Genomic DNA, 24656 nt, shown 5'->3' with positions numbered 1-24656 from the left:
TTGACTTGTAGATTAGGATTTGAGAAGCTGGTTAAGCTCAGAGATAGAAAGTCCTGTAATACGAGAAACCTCAGGAATAGAGTAATTATTAGAAAGCATATTTTTAGCTACTTCCATAGTTTTTTTAGCTTCTCCAATCTGCATGCCTTGTTGCACTCCTTCTTCTTTCCAATGATGCGCAAGACTAGTCATAAGTTTTTCTCCTTGTTCGGTGTTTAAACGACTTTTTAATATTTTCTCTAGCTCTATTTTATCAGATTTTTCAATTTTAATCAATGTATAGGTTAATATCAGCTCTAGGTAATCAATACCAATATTAAGTTGTAAAACTCTACACTTGATCTGACAGGTAGAGATTGATTAAGCAGCAAAAGTGCTGTCAGATAAGTAAGAATTAATAGACTTATCTTGAGCAATTTTAATGCTATCCTTGAAAGTTTGCATAGGAGTTTTGCCATAACAGAACTTTCCAGAATGCGGTCTAGTATTGTTATATTTGTTTAAATATTGATCTAAGTCAATCTGTAAATCCTCTAATGAGCTATAAATCTTTTTACGGAAAGCTATATCATAAAATTCATCTTTTAAAGTTCTATGTAATTTTTCGCATATTCCATTAGTTTGAGGAGAACGTGCCTTAGTTTTAGTATGATCAATATTTTCTATAGCCAAATATAACTCAAAAGCATGATGTTCTACCTTACCACAATATTCCGTTCCTCTATCTGTAAGGATTCTCAGTAGTGGTACATCATGATTATTAAAGAAAGGTATTACCTTATCATTTAAAATATCAGCGGATGTTATTGCAGATTTATCAGTATAGAGTTTGCAAATAGCCACTCTAGAATAAGTGTCAATAAAGGTTTGTTGGTATATTCTACCTACTCCTTTCATATTACCGACATAATAGGTGTCTTGTGCACCAAGATAACCGGGATGCTGAGTATCAATTTCTCCATGAGCTAATTTGTTTTGCTTTTTCTAAAGCAGATATCTGCTCTTCTGTCAGTAAGATACCGTCCTGTGCAGATTTAGCTTCTAAAGCTTTGAGTCGTTTCTTTAGAGTTTCAAGATCGTTGCGTAGCCAGATAGAACGTACACCACTGGATGACACTATAATACCTTGCTTTATTAGTGCTTGGCTCGCACGAAGCTGACCAAGAGCAGGATTCTCTATAGCAAGATTTATTACTGCTTGTTCTATATGTTCTGATACACGATTCTTTACTATAGGTTTCTTACGACTCATATCCACAAGAGCCGCTTCTCCGCCCATCTCATATAGTTCCTTGAAACGGTAAAAGCTATCTCTTGAATAGCCCATTACTTTACACGCAGTACTAACACTACCTAGTTGTTTTGCAAGTTCTAATAATCCTAATTTAGGTTTGATTATTTTTTGATCATAATTTGACATATTGTTCCTATTAATTGAGTTTTATATTTAGTTCGTGGATATGATAGATAACTCCTTAGTTATCTACATACCCACAAACTCGTCTAATTTCAATCTTAATATGTCAGATCAAATCTGAAGGTTTACATTTTAGATCCTGCAAGTTATTCTTTGTTCTTTTGAGTTTGTTTCTTCATCTCGATATGACGCTTTACCACCTCGTTTAATTCCTCACGTCTTTTCTTGTAACTAGTCCCTCCGCCAAAAATACTTAAAATCCCCCATCATCTGTGATTAGATAAAATATTTACAAAAAAATTTCTAATATTTTTCTCACTACATGACAATTTTTCATTTTGCTATCTCCGTATGAACAAATATTGAGCACAAAAGCTACATCCAATGGGCTGATTGGTTAGAAATATTATAAAAGATAGTCACCAATGTATCTAATCCGACACGAAATATACTGTTTTGTCTATAACCATGTTTTTTTATAATTATTGGTTTATCTACAACTACAATCTCTCCAGTTTGATAGGCTAGACAAAAAGCAATAGACATTACTTGCATTAATGTGTCTAATCGTAAATCATCAGTAATATGAGTTGCTTCACAGTTAAAACCTGCTGATTTAAAAGCTTTGAACATTGTTTCTATTTGCCATCTTTGAGCATATATCTAAGCAGGGTTGTTAATATCATCATTGTGTATTAAGACTGCAAGCTCCCCATTTTTATTTCTCATTCCTGTGACGTTACAGAGCTCTCCTGTTTTACCAATTTTACGCTTATGTAAACTTACACAAGAGCCAAGAGCTAAAAAACGAAATAAATCTTGTATCTTTACCATTTTGCCTCTTGCGTTACTGATGTATTGACCATTTTCCTTTGTACGTAGAACATATGCTATTTGATTATCTTCTAAGCCAAGCAAGCCATTGTGTACCTATAAATTCTCTATCAGCCCTTAACGCTTCAATTCTGGCTTTATCAAATACTTCTAAAAAACACTCCATCAGATCAATACGATCAATATAATCAGAACTGCCAGATTTTTTATCACTTAAAAAACTCCAAAAAGGGGKATTGCTATCCCATGAAAACTCACAGCTAAGTATAAAATATTAATGTGTCGCTTACCAAATTTCCAATTCGTTCTATCTAAACATAACACCCATTTCGTTTGCTTTTCAAGGCTAGTCATCACGACTAACATTAAAGCTAATGCTCTCCATGATATTGAGATTTCAGATATAAATCTTTGCATCCTTCTATACCACGATGCTGATTTGATGCCAGACGGCATTGCATTACATAATAATGCCATGTTTACTGTCCTGCAGCTAAGCATTGATATTATAAATAATCCTAAACATTTTGCTCTTGATAAATTAAGTGCAATATGTTCTTGTAATAATTTGACTAAAGGAGCGGAGTGATCTGTCATATGTTAACCAAGGATTTTTGACTTTATCATCATAAATTATCAGTAAAAATCAACCTTTTAACCTTGCGTCTCTAAAAATTGTCATGTAGTAAGATGGACAACAAAAATACACCAAAAGATTCTAGAGAATAAGTTCATCTGATAATACAGAGCCGCATAGTAATCGCACACAGGTAGCACAGGCGGACTTAAATACAAATAGCGATACTTCCGAGCGTCCAAGGCATGATGAACTATTTAAAAAGGTCATGAGTGAGCCTGTAGCTGCTCGTGAGTTTCTAGAGCATTATTTGCCAGTGTCATTTAAGAACAAAATTAGACTAAATAGTGTTAAAATAGAAAAGGAGAGCTTCGTTACTGACTCTTTGCAAAAAAGACTCAGTGATGTGGTTTATTCTGTTTCTTTAAAAAAGAATAATATTAAAGATGGTACTACTGAAAGTACCAATAATGACAAAGCTTACGTATACGTTCTGATAGAACATCAATCTAGTAGTGATTACTGGATTGCTTTTAGACTGTGGCAATATATGCTGCTATTATGTGAAAGACATAAAGTCGTAAATAAAAAGAATGAACAAGAAAGAGGCAAGCTGCCTTTAATATGTCCTATAGTAGTATATGCAAATGATAAGCCTTATAACGCTCCAAGGAGCTTTTGGGATCTATTTGAAGATAGCAAGACTGCTAAGGAGATGATGGGGGACGAGTATTTACTTGTTGATCTACAAAAACAAAGCGATGATGAGATCGAGAAAAAGAAGCATCTTGGTATGATGGAGTATATGCTTAAACATATCAAAGCTCGTGATATCTTAAATCTATGGCAAAGTCTACTTGAGAAGTTTGAAAGTAGTATTGAGATAGATAAGGAAAATGGCTTTATTTACATTAAGTGGTTATTGTGGTATAGTGATGCTAAGGTATCTGAAGATAAACAAGTAGAACTTGCTAAGATTATAGCTAAGCACTTAAAAAAAGAAGATCAAGAGGGACTTATGAGAACTATTGCTGATAAATATATTGATGAGGGTATTGCCCAAGGTATGCAGATTGGTAGAAATGAGGGCATGCAGATTGGTAGAAACGAAGGCAAATATGAAGTAGCTAAAAATATGCTTAATGCCGGTGCTGATATTTCCTTTATCTCTAAAGTTACAGGACTTTCTATCTCTGAAATCAATAAGCTTTCAGGCTCTCAATAATCAATTTTTAGATCCTGCAAGTTATTCTTTGTTCTTTTGAGTTTGTTTCTTCATCTCGATATGACGCTTTACCACCTCGTTTAATTCCTCACGTCTTTTCTTGTAACTAATATTCCCATTTATTTTTACTGGGACTTCCGAAGGTTGTATGGCTTGAAATGATTGAGATTTCATATGGTTACCGCAAAGAATAAAATTAGAGTTGTTTGTTCTATAGAAAACGACTAACTTAAGCAAGTATGAACTACTATTATGAATATCTTAAATTTTTTTGCGTATGTTTCTATTTTTGTGTTTTCGTTGGTAATACATGAAATAGCACATGCACGTACTGCTTATTACCTTGGTGATCCAACAGCAAAAAATATGGGTAGATTTTCACCTAATCCATTAAAACATATCTCATTAATCGGTATGTTACTACCAATAGTACTATACCTGACTGGTATGCCTATGTTTGGATTTGCAAAACCAGTCCTTTATAACCCTGTATATTTCAAAAAACCCAGACGAGATATGATACTTGTAGGTCTTGCTGGACCTTTATCTAATTTCTTATTAGCTGCATTAATCTTTCTGATCCTTGGAATATTGCAGGCTTACTCTATAACTTATTTTAATAACATACTGGGATATATGTTAGTAGTAAACTTAGTGCTATGTTTCTTTAACTTAATCCCTATACCTCCATTAGATGGTAGCATCCTATATATGAGCAGTATTATTCATAAGAATCAAGAGTTTGCCCAGAAACTCACATGGTTTTGTTCCGGTATGTTATTATATATTATAGTGTTTTTACCTTTGACAGGAGATAATATTATTGCAAGATATATGCAATGGTGTATTAATGCACTATTATCGTTATTGCACTAAAGTTATATCTACTTACTAGTTTTAAACTTTTTTTGATGACATACTAAATTAGTATTAGATATCTCATCACTTAGAATACCATAATCAATTTTTGTATGCCATATGTATTGCTGTGCAGCATATCGCACGCCACTACCTCTGCTTTTTTTGGGGCTCTTGATTCTGACCAGCAATTGTTTGGAGCGAAAATAATACAAATGCTATCGTAAGAAAAGTTTTATATAATTTATTTTTCATAATATATCTAAACCTAAATTAATCAGTTAATTAATAATAATCAGATCAGTTTTGCCATTTCATGTTTAGTTTAGAAATAGGATAATGTCCAGCTAACTTCACAAAACACGATAAGTTAGGTAGCGACATGATTTCAGCAGGTAATACCTGCATTTTCTTTTGTTCTATAGTGTTGATATTAACACCATCTCTTATGGTGTTTGAACCATATGATAGACTTTCTTGTGTTTTACGTATTTCTTGCTCACCTAGCATCATTGCCGATCTATGTGCTGTTTGCTGATCACCAACACGGAAAATGAACTTAGAATTAAACAAATCCAGCAAATCATTAGCTGCAGGAGATCCATATATTTTATCTAGCTGAAATATGTTCTGAATACCTGCAACAAAGCATCCGCCATATTTTCTACTTTCTGCAAGAGCTGTATTTAAGCTATTGATTTTACCAAGAGCAGGCAGCTCATCCATAATAAACCAAAGATTCTCTATTGTGCTTCCTATATCCCTGCTCATTAATGCTTTTAATGCTACGCTAATCCATGCCGATAATAATGGGCTAAGCGTTGCTCTTTGGCTAGGAAGTGCAGTTAGAAATAACCAGCTTTTGTTGTCTTCGTCATTACACCACTTGCTAATTGAGAAATCACCCATATCTGCTAGATGCTTTAAAGCTGCGATATTCTTACTAAGCGTTGCTTGTACGCCCGTAGAAGTCTCAGGAGCTGAGTTATTAATCATACCTGCAACTGCAGTATTCTCAAATGCTTTTGCGAATTCTGAGTTACTTGAATATGTAGTGATTCGGAGTAACTCTTCTAAATCCCTGCTTACTGCGTATTTCTTTAAAGCTTCTGCAAGCACTAATTCAGCAGTTCTATCAAAGAAGCTGTTTCGTCCCATGCCATTATTGCTAGAAAAGTGACTTGCAAGATCATCAAAATCTTCTGTATCTACTATATCATTCCAAGGAAGCCAATTAGAGGTGCGCGAGTCAAAAGGATTAAGGATGATATCGCCATTACTTGGATCATAGAACCGATCTACATATGATCCTGTCATATCAACAATGATTGCTTTTTCGTTATTGCTTCGTATTTGAGGCAATAACTCATTAAGCATATTGGTTTTACCAGTACCAGTAGTACCAGTGATTAGTATATGTTGTCTTTCACTATTCTTTACTATAGATAGTCCTGCAAACTTAATGCTAGATGCTGCTTGATCTTTTTTAAGGATTTTAGTAAGTTCAGAAGCTTGTACATAATCCATGCCTCTTAATTTCTGACTACCTATTGTTTTGATGCCTCTATACCAAAAAAAGATAGTAATACCAGACATAGTTAAGCCAAAAACGCAAAGTACTTCAAATGCAGCAGAGCCAGCAAGCCAAGAGCCGAAGCTTGTAATATTGCTACCATACTTTGTTACATGCCAAAACTTATAAACAAATTCCTCTGCAGATCGGTATATCCATTCCTGTCTTTTCACATCATAGAATGTTATACCGATCTGTGAGATATCATAGAAATACGTTCCTACTGCTAGTTTTAGCTGCACGTAGCATTCTATGAAATAATAATATAGGCTTAAGATATTGACCTTTTGAAAGATTCTGAATATTAACCACATACATGACGCAGTAAGACCCACTGTTAGTGCATTAGTGATGCCTTGTGTAAGCATCCTAATCTGATGTGCAAAGATTTGTGCACCTCTCGTGAATCTACCTTGCTCTTGTATGTTCATTTTTACAATTCTTATGTATAATAGTAATAATGATAGATATTCCCAGGTACATGAGCATAACTTGGACTGGTAAATCGTTCATCATCTCTTCTATGATTACCCATATCTGAACTAAAGCCACTTAAATTATTAGGGTATTGTGTCTTACCTTGCATTCTTTCATTACTGAATACTATATCCTTTATAAAATTTAATAACATTAACCCTATTTTAGAAATCATTGGGTATTTCATGATTAATCTTCTTGTCATAGGTACTTTAACACAAATGGCAAGAACTAAGACAAATGGAAGTATTTGAAATAACATTTTTATATCCTCTTATTGTGTTTGTTTTTATAGTATAGGTTTTGAGTTTTTACCTATTTCATCTATTGTTCTTTTTATAGTAGAATCTGAGGTGTCCTCATACTGATCTTCTATTTTCTGTCCTTTCTGCTCTACGAGCTGAGCGGTATTATTTAAGTTATTGTAGTTTTCTTTTTCGCTGTTACTTAGGTTATTATTTAATCTCGTTTCAACGTCTTGATAAGCTACTTCCTGCTTATTATTTATTTTATCTGCTGATGCTTCTATTTTGCCTGTATGAGTCTGATATTCACTTTTTAAATGCTGCTCACTACGCATTGGCATATTTTTTACATCAGAGCTAATACCTCTTAAATGCTTGCCACTATCTAATACGATCAATGGTAGCTGCATTTTGTGCTACATATTGACGACTTCTACTTAATTGGTCTTGAGCTGATATTGCATCAGATATTTCTCTACCAATAGATTCCTGCTCTTGATAATTCTGACTTAATGTTTTCGCAAGTGACTGAGTATCACTATTAGAGCTATTGAGCCTTCCTTCTTGAAGAGCAGATTTTGTTTTTTCAAGCACATTGTTGATAGCTTGCCTTTTTGCGAGGATCTCTTCACTGCTATTACTTGTATTATTAGACGCCGATACTTTTGCTGAAGCACTTACTAAGCCGAGAACATTGAAGCCCACACTTGCCTCATTACCACTAGATACATCTTTGCTACTACGTGTACTAGTATTATCATTCACAGCATTATCTATACTCACCGCATCTTTAAACTGCATTTGCTCTTGCTCTGAGATGCCGATTGAACGTGCTTCTTCTGCAGTTAAGCGGCTTGCAAGCTCTAATGCTTGTTGTCCTGACATGGTACGTAGCATTGAGTCTTTAGATGATAATGAGTTTAGCCTGCTGCTAGTAGCTGCATATTGATCAGATAGACTACTTTGCAATAAGTCTGAGGCTCTAAAGTTAGTGCTCAGTGTATCGACGCTTTCAGTGATAAACTGTCTACCATCATCAGTAGTCGTTACTCTCATACCACCATCATCAATAATACCATCGCCCATCATTAAAGACGGGGCTAGATTCTGCTGTGATATAGTTCTATTGCCAATACTTACATTATCCATGCTTAAGTTATTATCAGCAATGCCAGCAGCTACGCTACTTGCAACAGAAAGCGGCGAGAACTGACCTGCAAGAATAGACATGCCATGCGAGCAAGCTTTAAATAACGCCCAAGATAAAGGAGGCACTAAACATCCAAGCATCTGATATGTCGCGTAGGTATTTAATGTATATTCTGCATATGAGCCTTGCGATAAGATACTCATGCCATTACCTCCAAATACGCTGACCTTTCCTGATAATGATAGCATACCTAAACAATGCACTAGTGAGTAGAATATTGGCCATGATGATACCCATATTGTAAAGTTACACCAAAACTGGAAGAACTTAAAGCCTCCAACAAGGCAAGTTAGTGGAAGTACCACTACCATACAGCTAATGATTAGAGAAAATGCTACTGACTGCATTATGCTTAAGAAATCCTCCGCCATCTTGCCACCAACTAAATATGAAAAGGATTGCTGAAACATTCCTCTTGTGGCATGCATACTAATTAATTCCGGATATAGCCTATTCATCGATAGTTTCTCACGCCAGTCATCAAGTGCTTCTCTGTTGGCGTTTAAAAGCATGGCTTGCTTCATCCAGTCATTTAAGTCTTGTTGATCTGCTTTTAGAAAGCCTAAAGTATCTGCGGTAATGGCTTTTAAACGCTCTGCTATTTTAGTATCATTCTGTATGCCAATTGCAACACCGAATTTGCCAATTAATCCATCATTGGTCTCAAGAGCAATACTTGTCTTAATTAAAGGCAACGCATCTTTACATAACTTAAAAACAGCTCGATCCGTTCCATTTGGACCTTTATAATATATGCCGAAATTATTTGGCATATTATCATCTATAAATTGTAAGATATTTTCGCTTGATAATGCAAGAGATTTCTTACCTTAGAGGTCACCAATAATATAAGGTTTTAAAAACATTGTCTTAAAAACTCTTTGGTGTTATTGAGCGTGTTTGGATTCTGTATTTGGATCTCTTTTATTTTCCCAATTGCTTTTGCTCCAAACATGATACTACTTTGCCCTGGAGAAAAATCACTTGCCGGATTTACTGGATCAGCTGTTCTAAAATACGTCTCTATCCTTTCAGCTAAAGCGTGACTTAAAGATGTTGAGACTGACGTTATTATTGCTATTCCTGCAGGTATATTATCGACCTTGTATTGCTGATTTGCTACTTCATCTTTTAGCCATACTGTAGTTTTAGGGACAAACATAAATACGAATAAGAAAAATGTAGGGAAAAACCATTGCGTGGCAAAAATACCAATATTTCCTTTAAAAATACTTCTACATGCTGCCCATAAACCTCCTATTGTTAATGCAAATTTAGATACAGAGGTAAAATATGTACTATCTGATGCACATATCATGCTAATTGCATTAAATGTTCGCCATAAAACATCAATACTACCAAAACTATAAACTATCCAACCATTTAAATCTTCCATTTTATCCTCTTCCTCTTGCCATTAAATGCTGCTCTATTAATCTTGCTCTCTTTTCAATTTGATCGCTCTTAGTAAGTAGTAATCCCCACTTCTCAGAGGCAAGTAATTGTATTTTATCTAATTGTTTTGAAGTAATCTTTTAGATGGTGTCTGATACTTGTTTTGCTTTAAGCAGTTGCACTGCCTTTCTGATCTCTCCAACTACTTCTTTTAAATGCTGCAGCAGAACGTAGCTTGCAATTAACTCAGATGAATTATCAAGTATGGTAACGCCTGATACTGCTTCAAGTGATGCATAATCAAATATTGGAAAAGCAGAGCCAATAGACGATAAGAAGTTTAAATTATCTTGATCGAATTCTTCGTTATTTAAGAACTTTAATTTAATATTATCAAGTCTAGCACGAGCCTTGCCGGCAAATGAATTCTCAGGCGTAATGCTAATATCTCGCACTAAAGTAACATTTAGACATTTTGTGTTTTCATCGCATTTATATGCTGATGCATCAGGACCACCATTTAGTTGCGATAACCAATTTTTTTCATCTTTTGCCAAAGACTCAAGAAAGAAGACATTATCTTCTCGGACGATAATAGTACCGGTCATAGACATTAAACTATCTCGCATCTCAAGCGGAATGCCGGCTTTTTCTGCAGCTTTAGTAAATAAATTATAATTACCGATCATCAGCTCGGGATCTTTAGTTTGTACCTCACGAATAGCAGCTTTACGCTCAGCAGCACTTGCACATTTCTTACCAGCTCCAAAATAATCAAAACCGCTGCCCCCTCTCATATCTTTACATACCGCTTCTTCAAGTGCTGAATCTCTTGGCATACCAGCAGCAAAAAGGGATTGCAGTAATTTACAGTCACTTTGAGCAAATTGGCTAGCGCTTGTTGCAAGATTTCTTAAATCTTTTAAGGCATTCTCTATTTGCGGTGCAAAAACTTTTAATCCTAGAGAAAATGCATATACTGGCACTTGTGAGCCAACATTTTTCATCAGTGTCACCATTTCGTCAGACTTAATAAAAGACATGCCGCCCAAATAGCTGTCAATGCCGCTACACCCCATAGTCAGCACCGGAGGAGTAATTGATACAGGATTAAATCTAGTACGCTCAGTTCTCACCGATAATCCGCCTCCTGAATAATAACCAGCTGCCTGATCTTGATATGATCCTGCCCTGGTGTAATTACTATGTAATCCTTTAAAAGCATTTTTAATGTCCCATGCGAAACTATCTTGACTAAATATGATAGTGATAGTCAGTATGGCTAATATTTTCTGTTTTATGCTTTGCCGAATATTCATAACTACTAACTTTAAATTCCTTTTTGCCTTAACTCTTTCTCAATTTCCTTGGTTTCCTATTTTAGATCTTGCGGATATTGCTGGTGCTTTGTGTCTTCTCATATGATATGAGTGCATCGCGAGAATATTATTCCCTATTTCATCTTCATTAATTATGCCTCTTGCAACTGGATAGATATATTTGCTATCGCTACTTACTAGATATAATACCGGTACTTCTCTTGCTGGATTTAAATGGTTTAAAAAAGAACCATCTTTGGTTTAAAAAAGAACCATCTTTAATTCCACCAATCCCTTCAAAACTATTTCCGCTACTTGAAGCTGCTATTACTTGAAAATTATGCTGTTCGGCAAAATCTTTCACAATTGGAGCAAATGTTTTGCAATATTTACAATTAAAGCTTACCTGCACAATTAAGCCCCAGTTTTTACTAATATCTCTTAATTGCTGCTGGTCTGTGATTTTCTTTTCTTCGTCATATATTCTTTTTTGCAAGACATTAGATGGCATATCTTGAGTACTTAAACTTGGATCTAACAGCGATACTAATTGCCAAATCTTTGCAAATTCTTGAGATTTGACAAATATTTCATTTTGCAATCTCTGTGCGTTAGTAACATTTTCATAATTTGGATTGTCTATGGCAACTTTTAGAGCTATATCAAAATTCTTTTTTAATCTATCAAGCCGTGGTGTTAGCTCACTTATCTTGCCATTATTTAAATCTTTCTTCTTTTGGATTTGTCTGTTTGGTTTTTTATTATTTGTTTTATCTATTTCTTCGTTGTACCATAAGAACCCTTCCGGATTTTCCTGCCAATCATGTTTGTTATGTTTTGCTCTTGTTTGCTCTATCTCTGACTCATTACTTAGTTCCAAGTCTCCTGCAAACACTATAGCACTAATCAAATACAGACTGCACATCGCTAAGTATGTGATGATTTTCCTTGCTAAGAATTTGAAAAGATTTCGCATATATTAATGAGTCCACACTTCAATATGTTAGTTCCTTGCGATCATTGTTTTTGATATCTGATTGAATCTTTGGCATCTGATCTTGTATTTGTTTTGAAAAACCTTTATTTATTTTGGCTCTTACTTCCTCAAGCATCTCAGAAAATAATTCTTCTAAATCAAGCTTTGAATAATCTATTCTCTGCAACTCTTCTGTAGTAAGACCTCTGCAGTTTGGACTCTGAGGGGCACCATAACTAATGCCAAGTTGAGTGCGTCCCTGCTCCTGAAAGATTCGTGCAAGCTTTGAATTATAGCAACAATAGCTAGATTGCTTAGTGATGCATCTTTTAGTAATAGGGGCTTTTTTGGAGCAATAAGTACCAACATAGGTACATAGTCCTTTAGAGCGTTTCAATGCTAATGATTTCTCCTCAGCCCTACATTTAGCAAGCCCCGTACTACGACCCCACCCTTTCATAGAGCTACAGCAATTAATGAAACTTCCTATATTGATTTTCCTACAACTATTTACTGCTCCCTTAAACACTGAAATTGGATTTGCGTGCATGTCCTTTTTCATTTCATTTAACACCGCTAGATAAGCAACATTTTCTATATCTGCGTTTCTCTCTATTGTAGGATTAAAACACTCCCCTCCTAAACAAAATATTTCTGAGTCTTTAATAGAGGACCGAAGCTCGGATTTTATGCCGTAACACTCAAAATCTCGCTTCCACTTTAAGCAATAATTACCAAGATATTGCAAGCATGTACTTTTAATTAAACTGCATCCTTGCTTTTTTAAAGCACCGCAACCATTTTGTGGTGATATCTGACACTGATACCTCATTTGTTCCTTAAAACATGGTCTGTTTATGATATATTTCTCAAAATATATTTTAGGAGAACTATCTAAACAGTTCCTTGATATCTCGCTACATTCATGACTAGCTATTAAATCTTCTACGCTTTCAGGATATATTTGAAAATATTCATCCTTAATATTAAATTTCTCTAATTTTTCTCTAAACTTAAAAATTTAATGTACTCACATTGCCTAAATGTTTTAAGTTACTATTAAGATTATCTAGCATCATGGAATGTCCTTTACGAATGCCTAAACGATAACCAATCGTAATACCATCAGCTACTTGATCATTTGCTACCTTTAATGTATTAAGTATCTTATTTTTAGATGAAACTGTACATTGCCGTCCTCTTCATTAATGCTTGTATACTCTCTACTCCAAGAATAACCCTTGCCACTATCTCTATCTGTTACTCGCTTCGTCCAAGATAAGTCGATATCACTACTTAAAATATTCATCTCCTTGTCTTGGAAGTCGCCAAATTCTTCTATTAGCTCTGGCTCTATATGTAATTGCCTTATTATATCTAGTGTAATATCTCCACCTTCCATACAGCTCTTGTAAATGGTCGTTTTACTTGGCGTCTCGCTTGAGGAATAATATGTTCCGCTAGTCACTTTAAGCGGATCGTTTGCTATTTCCTGAGCTTGTTTAATTAATGCATTATCATTATTAATCGAGTGCTCATTGATTGCGTTATTCTTAGCAATATCACTCTCTATTAATAACGCTCCATCTTCGCTATGATTAAGTAACTTTGCTCCTTGATGTGTTAACTCTTGATCTCGCATATTACTTAAATGAGCAAAATCATCCTTGCTACCTGTAATACTACCTTTAGGATCTATATCTTCAGGGCTATTTAAAGGTGTAGCTTCTTTAAAATCCTCGGCTTGATCAAAATAGCTTTGCATCATTAGCTTATCGTTGGTGCTTGCAAAAATATTAGATCCATTTAATACGAGTATTAAAGCAACTGGGCAGAAGATATTAAATTTAAATAATCCTTTTTTCACAGATATTATTAACCTTGTTTAAATAACTCTAAAGCAGCACTCAGTGGTATATGACCACTAACTTTTTTAATGCCGGTTAATTTATCATCCTCTATAATCACCGGCACAGATGTAACGTGATAATTTTCAAACAATTCAGGATCTATATTAAAGTTAATCGAAAGATCTAATGCTTTTTGTCTTGTATCTAGAAAATTATTGTTAACAAGACCACGAATAACTAAGATAGCCTGCAACTCTTCTGATTCCCTGTAATATGCCTTTAAAGCCTCATCTGACATTGAGAAAGACACAAATATATATCTGTTACTTGCTGATGCTATACTGCCAATAAATATCAAAAATATTAATAATATTGTTCTTAAAATCATTGCTTAACCTTTAGTTTTTACAGCATACAACAGTCACGTTTACGCCATATTAAATAGCCAAAATCTTCACCTTTAACCGGGAACTCGCGTCCTTGTTGCCACGTGGTTTCGCTCTCGCCAATCTTTTTACAGTTTCTTGTGTCAATAATAGGATATGTCATTTGCAACCTATATTGACTTTTCTTAATTACTGGCATCGGATATTTGCCACATAATCCTCTTTTTCCGACATATCCCCATAACAATAATTCACGATGCATCTTTGCTATAAATTTTGATACGATTAATGAAGAGCTACCCACACCTCCGTTATGATGTGCTAAAGTACCAGTAAAAGGATACAAACCTCCTTGACACCCAGCACACCAAAACATCGCATCATTTGACAAACTGCCACTACTGCAACTTATACAATCAGCTATGCATGCGACGCTTGCAGCTTTAAATAACATGCTCTCAGGATTTAAGATGGTGCTTTTGACATCATCACCCCATAACGGGTCATATTCCGTCAAATAGGCTATATCCACCTCGCTCGTCTCAAGACATAAAAAGTCAAATAATATCTCAAGCCAATATATCACCGGATATATATACCAATGCACATGATAAAATGCTGACCCTTCACTATCATCCTTTATGCCTTGTTTAATGCTGCTACCTACTTTTAAACCTCCTAAATTCACCATACATAGTGGAGATTTAGTAACGTCGACAAGTCTTACCGGTTCCCAAAATCCTATAGGGATTCCGGGCACTGGCAGCGGGATATTTGGTCTTGTGCATGCACATATAATGTCTCGTGGTGATTTTGTATCAGTCATTGGACTTGATACAATTTTGACACCTGCAATAGTAATCGGAAATAAACATTTCCAGCATACATCCGTTACAGGACTCATCATCCGACCAACGCACCCCACAGCTCCATCACTACTTGTATATGCTACAAATATGCATATCATAATTGTTAACTTTAATATTTTTCTCATATTTCAAAGTGTTATCTGATTTCTTATGCTACTTCCTACTTGACAGAGCTTTACGATTTTATTAACCTCACTAAGGCGTATTAGCAGGTTATTATATCTCTCACCTGCTAATAATTGTCCATATGACTCCTGCTACCGGCAAATCCCCTACTTCTTTATCTCTGCTTGCCGGTAGCTAACAATTTTTTCAAATAAAAGAAATCATAGTAATACTTCCTTTATCTTGAGTTTTATGCCGTCCTGCACCACTATTGCAGGAACTCCTTGGATGCAAAACTTATGGGTCAGCACGCCCCCTTGGTCAAAATATACTGTCCTTGATATTTGATCGCTTGACTCTAATACGCTTCCTTCGACTAATATTATTTTACCTTGCTGTTTTACTGCCCACTCTATTTGCTCTCTATCATCGCCATTAATAAATATTAAAGGCTCGCCCCAATTGAGCTCTTCAAGTGGATTTACTGTAGTACCAGCTGGTACTAAAATATTACCTTCCGCATCTTTAATATCTTCTGCTTGAGTAAATGAATCTGCTGCAATAAATTGAGCTTCCAATCTTCATCAACAAAACCGGCAAGTTTTGGATTTGCTCGCATTGCTTTGAAACTATCAGCATTCTGCTTCAATATGACTTTATGTGAGGCATTTTCAAACGCTTTCTCTGCAACTGAGCTCTCGCCCCTGAAGTAATCTGTTAACTGCTGCGTTGCAAGCGTAATAGATCCGTTATATTTTCTTGCTATTCTTCCTGCTTCTTCAAGAAAATTTCCTGATTTCTTCCCAGACAATAATTTCCACGCCTCATCTATCATGATGAGAAATGGACGTTTCCGGTCACCCTTCACCATACTACCGTTAATATGTACGATCATTATTTGCACTATCACCGCTAATAATTCAGGTACGCTTCTTAAGTGATCAGTTTCAATAACTACGATATCTTTCTTCAAGGATAAGCCAGCTTTACCACTGAAGAAACTGCCATATTGACCATCTCTCGTAAACGGAAACAACATATTACCAAGCTCTTTTGCGTATTCCTCGTCCCTATTACTTAGCCATTTTGCTATATCAGTGATTTCTGCTTTTGAGCCCTTTTGTTGCCATACCTCAATTACAGCACGCTGTAGCATCGGTTGCTGCAAATCATTAGTACCTGCTTTTGGAGCTGCCATTGTGCCAAGTATTGATGGAAAGCTTGCTAAAAAATCTGCTCTTGCTTCAGCGTCTTTCTCAGCTATTCCTTCCGGCACTTCTGAAAAAGGATTAATCGAAATGGGGTTTCTCACGTCAAACTCAATATAATTACCGCCAAGAAGTAAGCAGCTTCTCTTAAAAGACCTCCCATAATCTAAAACAAAGACCTTACCACCAACGCCGAGTGTCGATAACATCAGCTCCTGCATGAATACAGATTTTCCTGATCCCGGAACTTCGGCTATACATAAATTGAAATTCTCATTTGGTGCTAATTGTTGATTAGATGCTGATGGCATAAGTGCCGCCCCAAAAGGTGACCAGTACATTATCTGCCCTCTTCGTCCTGCAAGCATCATGCCAGGTGATCTAATATCACCCTTCCACTCGCCTACTATTGGCATTAAAACCTTACTCTCGCTTGATACTGTCTTATATCCGATGCCATGCTTCGATAAAGCAGATGCAAGACCACCTGCCTTTTTTCCTATTACTTTTAAATAACGCTGTTTTGCAAAACCTAAAGTTTTGGCAATTCTTGCAGGAGTGCTTTCGACTTCTTCAACAAGCTGCATAGGCATAGCACTCAGCAATACCGCAAAATGATCATTTGTCGCTGACACAAAATTAAAGCCATTTCTTCGCATCATCGCAGCAAATTGAGATGCCGTCGCCTTTGCTTTCTCTCTAGCGTCCCATACTATGACATTAAGAAAAATATTGACTAAACGGTCTCCACTTTGCAATTGTGCAACAGCTGCATCGATATCTTCATATTCTAATTGCAGATCAGGAAAAAACTTCCCCATCCCAGCACCAATATTTCTGCCTATCGCTTCTCTTTTTGCAAGTGCTGCTGCTCTTGCAACTGATTGACTCGGCAGTACCGTTACTTCAAAATGAATTAAGAAGTTTGATTTGATTAACTCGTTCTTACGAAGTTCATTGCCTAGAAACAAATCCATATTGCTAAGTCGCCATTGACGAGGTCTTTTATACGCCTCTAGCGTGATATATTTTGTAGTATCTTGTCCCCTTTCTATGACAACGCCATCTTTGTCTTCTATTGCTGAAAAATCATTGCCAACAATTTGATGCGATAGTAAATCATGCTCATTTACTTCTTCATGAGACCCAAAACTATAACCAAAAATTGGTCTAATATATTTTAAAAGACCTGCCGCATCTAAATCCCTCGTATATAATCCAATCGAGCTAAATGTATCTTTTAAATTATCGCGCCTTCTCTGCATATCAGAAACTAATGCATTCGTATCAGGTACAGTTACAGATATCAGTAATATAACGTCCTTTAATTCTCCTGTTTCCTTACTTCTTTTTTTTAAGTGCTCTACTCTTTTACTTGCAAGCTCCTGATAGATATCACCACTTCTTAAAGCCTGCCAATGATGCAAGTAATGATCCACATTGTTAAGCCCAATCATTAATACCTGAATGCTACTCTCAACAGGTAAATTCTCTTCGCTCTTTAAAAACTCTGATATCTCATTTTGAGCATTGATATTTGTGCCAACAAGTGGAAAGCCAAGTAAGACAAAACCTGCTGATCCTCTATTGAAGAATAATTTTGTTTCCTCGTCATATGACTCATATACAAAGTATTTACTTATGCACTCCCTGCCAAAATCTTTGTTAAATCTTTCCTGAGACCAATTAGACATTTACTCCCCTCTTTTTATCCTGCAGCACTGATTTAATGTCTGATCTCTTTCGGGCTCAAATATTCCTTGATCTGCTAATTTATTCACCTCGTAAAGCGATTTACACTTTAAACCATCAGGAATTGGACAATCAAAATGGCTCTGATAAGGCATTATTTTACAGCTACTTAAAATTATACTTGTCAGCAATATTGCTATATATTTTTGATGCATTTAAAATACCTCCTCTCTACCATTTGATGCTTGGTTATTTTTGGTTAAACTATCAACCTGATCAATTGCACTGGTGCTTTCGTTTAAAATTCTCTTAAATTCATTATTGGCTTTATAATTTGAAACATTACGGTTAGTGGTATTTGCAGGTCTTACTGCCCCACGCCCTACTAATGCAGGATTTGAGTAGTCTGTTTGTGTTGGAGGGTTAATACCAATATTTTTAACGACCGTCGCATCTTTTTTTAATGAAAAACCTTTTCTAAATACTACATCTACTACTCTACCTGAACTGATCATGATTACAGGCGACATACTTTCAGCTCTTTTAATCGCAAAATCAGCTAATTTCTCTAAAGCGTTACCAGCACCGGCATAAGCACCACCTTGCAAAGCCTTGCTACCTTTTAATGCATTTTGTTGACCAGTAATCGGTGAAATTGGAAACACACTATTTGTCGCCTGATTTTGGAAGAATTGTGCCATGCCTCCTAACACACCATTAACCACCGCCATTCTTGCAACGTCAGATGATCGGTCTACTATTACTCCGCGAACGCCCGGTCTGCCGTCCTCACCAATTAACCATCCTTCAACTGATCTCTCTATTACCTTTCCGTCTCTATTCATGAGTGATAAAGTCTCTAAACGACATCTCACTCTTTCAGACGATATATCACCACTACATGATCCTATTAATATCGCGTCCTTTAATTGCTTGGTATCATACTCCTTTGAAAAAATCCCCTTATTGACTAATCGTAACATGATAGGCTCAGGACTGCTTGCAGCATTAGTACCAGTGCCAACAACAACGCCAGTCATAAGCACGGCTCTTGCAAAAGAGCCGCTAGTGACATATTCCTCTATGTTTTTCTCATCCTCTTCGTCCTCTTCTAACCTAATATGACCAATATTGCGGTTTTGATTGATTTGTGGAGCGTAGTTACTATTATCATTTGGATTTGGCATAGCCGATTGCTCGCTGAATTCCATCTGACCTTCTAAGATGCTAGCAACTCTTTCCTCCGGTGTTTCTTCAGCAGGTGGCATCATTAATCTTTCCTGAACACTATCTATAGCTTCTAACTTATCTTTGATGCTTTTGATCTCTTCTTGCTGACCTGCTACTTGCTCTTTCATGATATTTTTAAGCTCTGTCTTTAGCTGATCCATCTCACGCCTTAACTCGCTAGTCCACCTATCTCTTGGATCTACGGACCTTTCTACACCTGATATAGTATTATTGCTGCTTCTGCTCTCTTTTGGAGGTAACGTTTCCTTTGGCAATCCTTTACTGCTGCCTAACAAAAGATAGCCAAAACTGAGCAATACTACCGAAGTAACAGCTATAGCTATTTTAGGACTTCGCTTATATGCCCTGATGCACCTTGATAAAATAGTATCGCAAGGTGCTATCCGTTCTTTTTTATCCTTTATTCTGATTTGCTCCATTTTATCCTCTTCCCCAAAGCTCAGTACATTTTAAATCATAAATGTCCAAAGCCTTGATTACATCGATACTTTCATACCGGCATTAATCCACTCTAAGTACAATCCTAAGATCACACCTATTGCAACTATCGCTCCAGCAAGCTTAATATTGCCTCTAACTACTGCCCATATGGACGATAATATGGTCGCTCCTGATATCCCGATTGTCTTTAGTTTTGTGCTGGATAATGTTCCTATTTTATCGAGCTGTGATTCTAGTGTAGTAGCTGACGCCATCTCAGATACCATTAGTACTAAAGCACCAAGGCATAAACCTTTTAAAAGCTTATTCCTGTTGCCTTCTTGCAGACTTTTCTTTTGTTCGTTACTTTGATTAGTTATTGCGTTTTTTAGCATTAATTTTACTCCTTATTAAATTATTGTTGTTTGTTTATTCCTTTGTTGACTTGTAGCGTTTTAGTGGTCTCTGGTTTGTTAGTTTGTTTTACATTGTCTACTGTAGGTGACTGACAATATTTAGTCCACCATTGGTACAATACTAAAATCAAACCAATAGCAGCTATGACACCGAAAACGTTTCTTTTATCTCCCTTCAGGCTACATGATGCTGCTATTTGATCTAACTGGGATTCTAGAGTGGTAGCTGAAGCGATTTCAGAAACTATTAGCACTAAAGCAGCAAGGCATAGACCTTTTAAAAGCTTATTCCTGCTGCCTTCTTGCAGACTTTTCTTTTGTTCGTTACTTTGATTAGTTATTGCGTTTTTTAGCATTTTAATTACTTCTTATTGTCGTATATTCCTCTGCCTTGTATGTATACTTGCTGCATTCATTTGTAGCTGGCTTGCTGTTTTGTTTTTGATTGAATTTCAAAGGTAGATTGAATTTAATGCGTTTTTTTGCACGCTTTTTGGTTTGACCTTTGAATCTACGCATTTGTTGCATTGGTATTGCTGAGCATTAGCTATTTGTAGTTTGCCACTTTGATCCTCCCATTCATTGCTTAATTTTAAAAACTTGATAGAACTTGGTTGCTGGTCTCTAATTTTGAAAACAATATCTTGCATGCTGCCTCTTGCACCAATTAGCGTCATGTAGATTTTGGTTTGTCTCACATTTGGTACAATAAATAATTGACCGCTACTATGGAGCAGTACCTCCGCTGATCCTTCAGGATAAAAAAACACATCTTTGATTTTTTCCCCATCAAGAGCAATTCTAGTAGGTGCATCTGCTGCTATGTGCAGCTCTATAGTCTTTTCTTCATCAAGCGTATAATTAACCGCACTTGCATCAGACCCTAAAAATAGAGCTACTAGAATTATTGCTTTGTGTAATTTGCTAAAGTTCTTCAACATCTTCCTACCTTGATTGTGGTTCTTTTTCTTCGGATACATTTGTTAGTAACAACAAATTTCGTCTTCCCAGCTTGTACTGCAGTAAATAACTCTTCTCTAATGCTACATCCTTTTGGTCCTCTCCAAACCAATATCTAAATGTGCCAGTCACTCTAATGCCTTGATCTACTATTTCTATCTTCTTTGGAAAAAATACAGAGGAGATTTGTGATCCTTGTACATACTTAATATGCTCCTTGAAAAACTGCTCTAATTCAGTCATAGCACTTGATACCACCCTTAAATCTGCTACTTGACGCTCTACTTCCATTGGAGAAGTAGTAAATAAATTCCTCATCACAAAAATTGCCCATTCGCTTAAATACGTCTGGTGATAGCCTTGACTTGATATACTCATTTTTCGGTCAGGCTCTAACGCTGGCACTAACACCCATCTCTCTTCCTTGCTGATTACTGCAATTAAGCTGATTAAGGTGCTAATTGCTAATATTACGCATGTGATAAGAAGGTATTTGTTATACCTAATTAATTCCTGAATAGATGTTGTCTTGATTGAATGCTTTATTTTGCTTGTGTTTGTTCTTTTTTAATTAGTATTTCTGACTTTCTACTTTCCTATGACTTTTCCTTTTAACATTGGATATGATTTAGATGCCTGCCATACTCCAAGTGCTACTAAAAAACTAACTAAACGGAAATGCTCCGATACCCCTTTAAACTTCTTAAACACGTAACATAGCATTATTCCGACTAGGAAACTAATTAAGCCTAGTCTTGCCATACCGCTATTAATCATGATTATTCCAGGTATAACGCCTGCAAGAGTTACTCCCCACTCATCTAGCGTTAGTCCCATATATTTTAATGGTCTTCCTATAGACCAAAATAATCTTTGCTCTGATTGCCATCCTCTTGACATATGCTTTGTTCCTTACACAAAATACGTAACAAGTTGGATATGGTTTTATTCACACTTGTACAATGATTAATGCATTTTTAATCACAAAAATATATACGTCATAACGACGTACGTAGCTTTTTTAAGGTTAATATGAATGTTATATTCTTTGTAACTTCTCTATGATACGTGTGATATTTGAAGAATTTTGGGGAAAATATTTTTTTGCATACTCTAGTGCTTCGAGGTAGTTTTGTTTTGCTATTTCAGCTTTAAATAAAGCTTTGTTTATATCGCCTATGAGTTCTTGACTGCGATAATATTCAGGATGGGCATGTTTTTTTAAAATTTGTTTTGCACGATTTAATACGTTCTCTGCTTTTTGATATTCTTCTACTAACGTATAAAAACGTCCTAAATGGTTTAACACTTTGCCAGTTTCAATATGCTCAGAACCATAATTACGCTCATAATCCGCTAAGCTCTTTTCTAAAAAAGCCTTGGCTTGTTTTTCTTCTCTAAGCTCTCCGTAGATTATGCCAAGATTTAAGGTATTTCTACCAATGTCTGGATGGTCTTGCGGTCTAATGCTTTTATATATCTCTGTGCTTTTTTCCAGTACATCTTTAGCATTGTGGTATTGACCAACCATTCTATACGTGATAGCTAAATGTGCCAAAGTACCTGCGTATAGAGAATTATACTGCGAGTATCCATTTTGTTCGTATATGGCTTTTGCATCTTCTAGGCAAGTAGAAGCCGCTTCTAATTCTCCTTGCTCGCGATATGCCACGCCTAGGTATCCTAGTGCCCTTATCTCTCCTACGGAAGTAGTGTTATTTCTTCGATATGTGTCGGCGCTATCTTTTAATATTGTTGTTGCCTTTTCAAGGTTTCCAATTGTTCTATAAGTATTACCAAGATGTGTTAACGCTAAACCTTTTCCGAGATGATTTTCAGAATCATATAATTTAAGTGCTTTTTCTAGGTATGATATGGCTTGATTGTAATCCTGTCCTAACTTTCTGTATATTGCACCTAGATGTGTATATATTATTGCTAGTTCTTGGTCTTTATTGATTTTGCTTAAGTCCTGCTCAAGGATCTCGCGAGCTTCTGCATCTCTTCCTAAATAATAATAAATTAACCCAAGATCAGTCTTTAAGGAAGTGATATCGCTTGGCGATATCATATTTTCTCTATTTAACAATGCTTCACAATGTCGTATTAGATTCTTAAGATTTGTAATATCTTCCAAATCTACTTTTTTAAGTACATATGCTTGGATATTTTTAATTATATTTGCAATATATTCATGTCTCTGATTTTCGCTTAACAATCTTAACATTTCTATTAAGATGTTATTTTGAGTGCTGCGATGTATTGAAATATTATTTAAACTTTGTTCATGATTATAAATATCTGCAATTAAAGAGTTTTTGCTTAAATCTTTAATAAAGTGATTTGAGGTATATTGATCTTTTGTTAAATACAATAGATCTTTTGGTATGTCTTGAGAATCAAGCATCGATATCAGAAACATTAATTCTTTGAATGCTGCATTTTTGTTTAGTATATCTTGTAATGCTACAGATATAATATTATACCTTGTGCTTGAATATTGCTGCACCTCTTCCAATATTGCACTTTGAAGCTCATTGAATGAATTATGCGATAATTGGATATCACTTACATATTCTGTCAAACTAGTCTTGGTAAAATTTAAATAATTTGCAGCTAGCGATACGTCTAGAGGAAAAGATGGGATTTGGTCCAAAAACTCTTCTATTTTGTCCTGACTTATCTTATTTAAACTAGCTGATTTTTTTGTTATTTTTTTAAATAGTTCTAATTTTTCGGCTCTACTTATCTCGCCTACACGAATAACATTATCAGCGTCGATAAGTTCATTATTGGTGATGTTACTATTTCGAGTAGTTATAATTAACGCACCACTGCCCCAGCTATCTGCACTAAACGGAAAAAAATTTACCATATCCTGTAATGATGTCACATTGTCAAAAATTAGTAGCCATGTGCCTGCTTGCTTTAACTGTTTCTGTGTAAAAAATATTAATTGTGCTTCTTGTTTTCTAATATCTTTGATATTTAAAATATTACGTAATTCTTGCCTATCCATGTTGTTATCGCATAGTGCGTACGCTAAATTCTCAAATGAAATTATTAGGTTTTGCTTGGTTTCGGCATTTAATAGCCACACAATCTTGGATTTTTGATCTTTGCCGTATTGTTTTGCTATTGTACTCTTGCCAGAACCACCGACGCCTAGTAATACGGCAATGTTTATTTTTAGTGGTGATTGTGTTAAAATCTTATTTAGTTTGTTTGATGCTTCATGTCTTTTTAACAGAATATTCTCATTAGGTAGGAAAAGATTAGTGTTCATTGTTGATGTAGTATTAATATGTTTATATCCTAATATACTAATTGCTCGCCCTAATACGAGAGTTATAACCAAAATAGCAATAATCATCCTCGTGTTATTAAGTGTTT

The 24656-nt window shown here is 35.6% G+C and carries 26 protein-coding genes and 2 pseudogenes; 2 read left to right on the top strand and 26 right to left on the bottom strand.

All coding sequences use genetic code 11. The features are described 5' to 3' along the window. Positions 1–12: 12 nt before the first annotated feature. From REIS_RS09425 to REIS_RS11510, 5 genes and pseudogenes are all read right to left on the bottom strand, one after another. On the bottom strand, positions 13–276 hold the full coding sequence (locus REIS_RS09425) for a hypothetical protein (protein ID WP_008581394.1): 264 nt from the start codon (positions 274–276) through the stop codon (positions 13–15). 84 nt (positions 277–360) lie between these two features. Next, positions 361–1420, bottom strand: a pseudogene (locus REIS_RS13510) (IS481 family transposase). A gap of 372 nt (positions 1421–1792) precedes the next feature. Continuing rightward, complete coding sequence (locus REIS_RS16105; RefSeq protein WP_008579195.1) at positions 1793–2050, bottom strand: hypothetical protein; 258 nt, start codon at positions 2048–2050, stop codon at positions 1793–1795. Positions 2051–2080: 30 nt separating this feature from the next. Beyond that, positions 2081–2251 (bottom strand): hypothetical protein, encoded by a 171-nt coding sequence (locus tag REIS_RS16100; RefSeq protein WP_241760905.1) that lies wholly within the window; start codon positions 2249–2251, stop codon positions 2081–2083. 213 nt (positions 2252–2464) lie between these two features. Next, entirely contained in the window at positions 2465–2848 is a 384-nt protein-coding gene (locus REIS_RS11510) for a hypothetical protein (protein ID WP_008579192.1), read from the bottom strand. Positions 2849–3096: 248 nt separating this feature from the next. Between REIS_RS11510 and REIS_RS09395 the strand changes: the two genes are divergently transcribed. Both REIS_RS09395 and REIS_RS09390 read left to right on the top strand, forming a co-directional pair. After that, a complete protein-coding gene (locus tag REIS_RS09395; protein WP_008581387.1) occupies positions 3097–4053 on the top strand; it encodes an Rpn family recombination-promoting nuclease/putative transposase in 957 nt (318 codons plus the stop codon). 252 nt (positions 4054–4305) lie between these two features. Next, entirely contained in the window at positions 4306–4929 is a 624-nt protein-coding gene (locus REIS_RS09390) for a site-2 protease family protein (RefSeq protein WP_008581383.1), read from the top strand. A gap of 282 nt (positions 4930–5211) precedes the next feature. Here the strand turns inward: REIS_RS09390 and REIS_RS09385 are convergent, their stop codons facing one another. The 21 genes and pseudogenes from REIS_RS09385 to REIS_RS09300 all read right to left on the bottom strand — a co-directional run bounded on the left by REIS_RS09385 (position 5212) and on the right by REIS_RS09300 (position 24636). Beyond that, entirely contained in the window at positions 5212–6915 is a 1704-nt protein-coding gene (locus tag REIS_RS09385) for a type IV secretion system DNA-binding domain-containing protein (RefSeq protein WP_008581379.1), read from the bottom strand. Positions 6916–6926: 11 nt separating this feature from the next. Then, positions 6927–7223 (bottom strand): hypothetical protein, encoded by a 297-nt coding sequence (locus REIS_RS09380; protein WP_037214547.1) that lies wholly within the window; start codon positions 7221–7223, stop codon positions 6927–6929. Between the two features lie 27 nt (positions 7224–7250). Then, positions 7251–7604: a hypothetical protein gene (locus REIS_RS11505; RefSeq protein WP_050755406.1), complete on the bottom strand. Its 354-nt coding sequence runs from the start codon at positions 7602–7604 to the stop codon at positions 7251–7253. Continuing rightward, positions 7588–9189, bottom strand: coding sequence for a conjugal transfer protein TraG N-terminal domain-containing protein (locus REIS_RS14595; protein ID WP_050755405.1), 1602 nt, complete (start codon positions 9187–9189; stop codon positions 7588–7590). Before REIS_RS14595 ends, REIS_RS11505 begins: the two co-directional genes overlap by 17 nt. An 83-nt stretch (positions 9190–9272) precedes the next feature. Then, a complete protein-coding gene (locus tag REIS_RS16590; protein WP_050755404.1) occupies positions 9273–9812 on the bottom strand; it encodes a conjugal transfer protein TraG N-terminal domain-containing protein in 540 nt (179 codons plus the stop codon). Between the two features lie 139 nt (positions 9813–9951). Next, complete coding sequence (locus REIS_RS09370; RefSeq protein ID WP_325100679.1) at positions 9952–11130, bottom strand: conjugal transfer protein TraH; 1179 nt, start codon at positions 11128–11130, stop codon at positions 9952–9954. A gap of 39 nt (positions 11131–11169) precedes the next feature. After that, positions 11170–11322, bottom strand: a pseudogene (locus tag REIS_RS16585) (hypothetical protein); the annotation flags it as partial. Then, the gene (gene traF, locus REIS_RS09365) at positions 11321–12106 is read right to left on the bottom strand and encodes a conjugal transfer protein TraF (protein ID WP_008581375.1); all 786 of its coding nucleotides are present in this window, start codon (positions 12104–12106) and stop codon (positions 11321–11323) included. The pseudogene REIS_RS16585 and the gene traF, both read right to left, overlap by 2 nt. Before the next feature lie 19 nt (positions 12107–12125). Further along, positions 12126–12968, bottom strand: coding sequence for a conjugal transfer protein TraN (traN, locus tag REIS_RS09360; RefSeq protein ID WP_233466369.1), 843 nt, complete (start codon positions 12966–12968; stop codon positions 12126–12128). Positions 12969–13256: 288 nt separating this feature from the next. Beyond that, entirely contained in the window at positions 13257–13973 is a 717-nt protein-coding gene (locus REIS_RS09355) for a hypothetical protein (protein ID WP_037214545.1), read from the bottom strand. Positions 13974–13981: 8 nt separating this feature from the next. After that, entirely contained in the window at positions 13982–14344 is a 363-nt protein-coding gene (locus REIS_RS09350; protein WP_008581373.1) for a TrbC family F-type conjugative pilus assembly protein, read from the bottom strand. A gap of 17 nt (positions 14345–14361) precedes the next feature. Continuing rightward, a complete protein-coding gene (traU, locus tag REIS_RS09345) occupies positions 14362–15309 on the bottom strand; it encodes a conjugal transfer pilus assembly protein TraU (RefSeq protein WP_233466368.1) in 948 nt (315 codons plus the stop codon). 228 nt (positions 15310–15537) lie between these two features. Next, the gene (locus REIS_RS13490) at positions 15538–15894 is read right to left on the bottom strand and encodes a conjugative transfer protein TraW (protein WP_008581369.1); all 357 of its coding nucleotides are present in this window, start codon (positions 15892–15894) and stop codon (positions 15538–15540) included. Then, complete coding sequence (locus REIS_RS09340) at positions 15819–18218, bottom strand: TraC family protein (RefSeq protein WP_008581367.1); 2400 nt, start codon at positions 18216–18218, stop codon at positions 15819–15821. Before REIS_RS09340 ends, REIS_RS13490 begins: the two co-directional genes overlap by 76 nt. Positions 18219–18431: 213 nt before the next feature. Further along, entirely contained in the window at positions 18432–19886 is a 1455-nt protein-coding gene (locus REIS_RS09330; RefSeq protein WP_008581363.1) for a TraB/VirB10 family protein, read from the bottom strand. A 57-nt stretch (positions 19887–19943) separates the two neighbouring features. Then, positions 19944–20282: a hypothetical protein gene (locus tag REIS_RS09325; protein WP_008581361.1), complete on the bottom strand. Its 339-nt coding sequence runs from the start codon at positions 20280–20282 to the stop codon at positions 19944–19946. Positions 20283–20302: 20 nt separating this feature from the next. Continuing rightward, a complete protein-coding gene (locus tag REIS_RS09320) occupies positions 20303–20659 on the bottom strand; it encodes a hypothetical protein (RefSeq protein ID WP_008581359.1) in 357 nt (118 codons plus the stop codon). 96 nt (positions 20660–20755) lie between these two features. Beyond that, positions 20756–21244 (bottom strand): type-F conjugative transfer system secretin TraK, encoded by a 489-nt coding sequence (locus tag REIS_RS09315; RefSeq protein ID WP_008581357.1) that lies wholly within the window; start codon positions 21242–21244, stop codon positions 20756–20758. A 4-nt stretch (positions 21245–21248) separates the two neighbouring features. Next, the gene (locus REIS_RS09310; protein WP_325100680.1) at positions 21249–21746 is read right to left on the bottom strand and encodes a TraE/TraK family type IV conjugative transfer system protein; all 498 of its coding nucleotides are present in this window, start codon (positions 21744–21746) and stop codon (positions 21249–21251) included. A gap of 105 nt (positions 21747–21851) precedes the next feature. After that, a complete protein-coding gene (locus REIS_RS09305; RefSeq protein ID WP_008581353.1) occupies positions 21852–22163 on the bottom strand; it encodes a hypothetical protein in 312 nt (103 codons plus the stop codon). 139 nt (positions 22164–22302) lie between these two features. Next, the gene (locus REIS_RS09300; RefSeq protein WP_008581352.1) at positions 22303–24636 is read right to left on the bottom strand and encodes a tetratricopeptide repeat protein; all 2334 of its coding nucleotides are present in this window, start codon (positions 24634–24636) and stop codon (positions 22303–22305) included. Positions 24637–24656 lie beyond the last annotated feature (20 nt).

Source organism: Rickettsia endosymbiont of Ixodes scapularis, assembly GCF_000160735.1.
GTDB lineage: Bacteria > Pseudomonadota > Alphaproteobacteria > Rickettsiales > Rickettsiaceae > Rickettsia > Rickettsia tamurae.
Note: the sequence above shows the minus strand (reverse complement) of the source record. Positions and strands in the feature narration are given on the sequence as shown.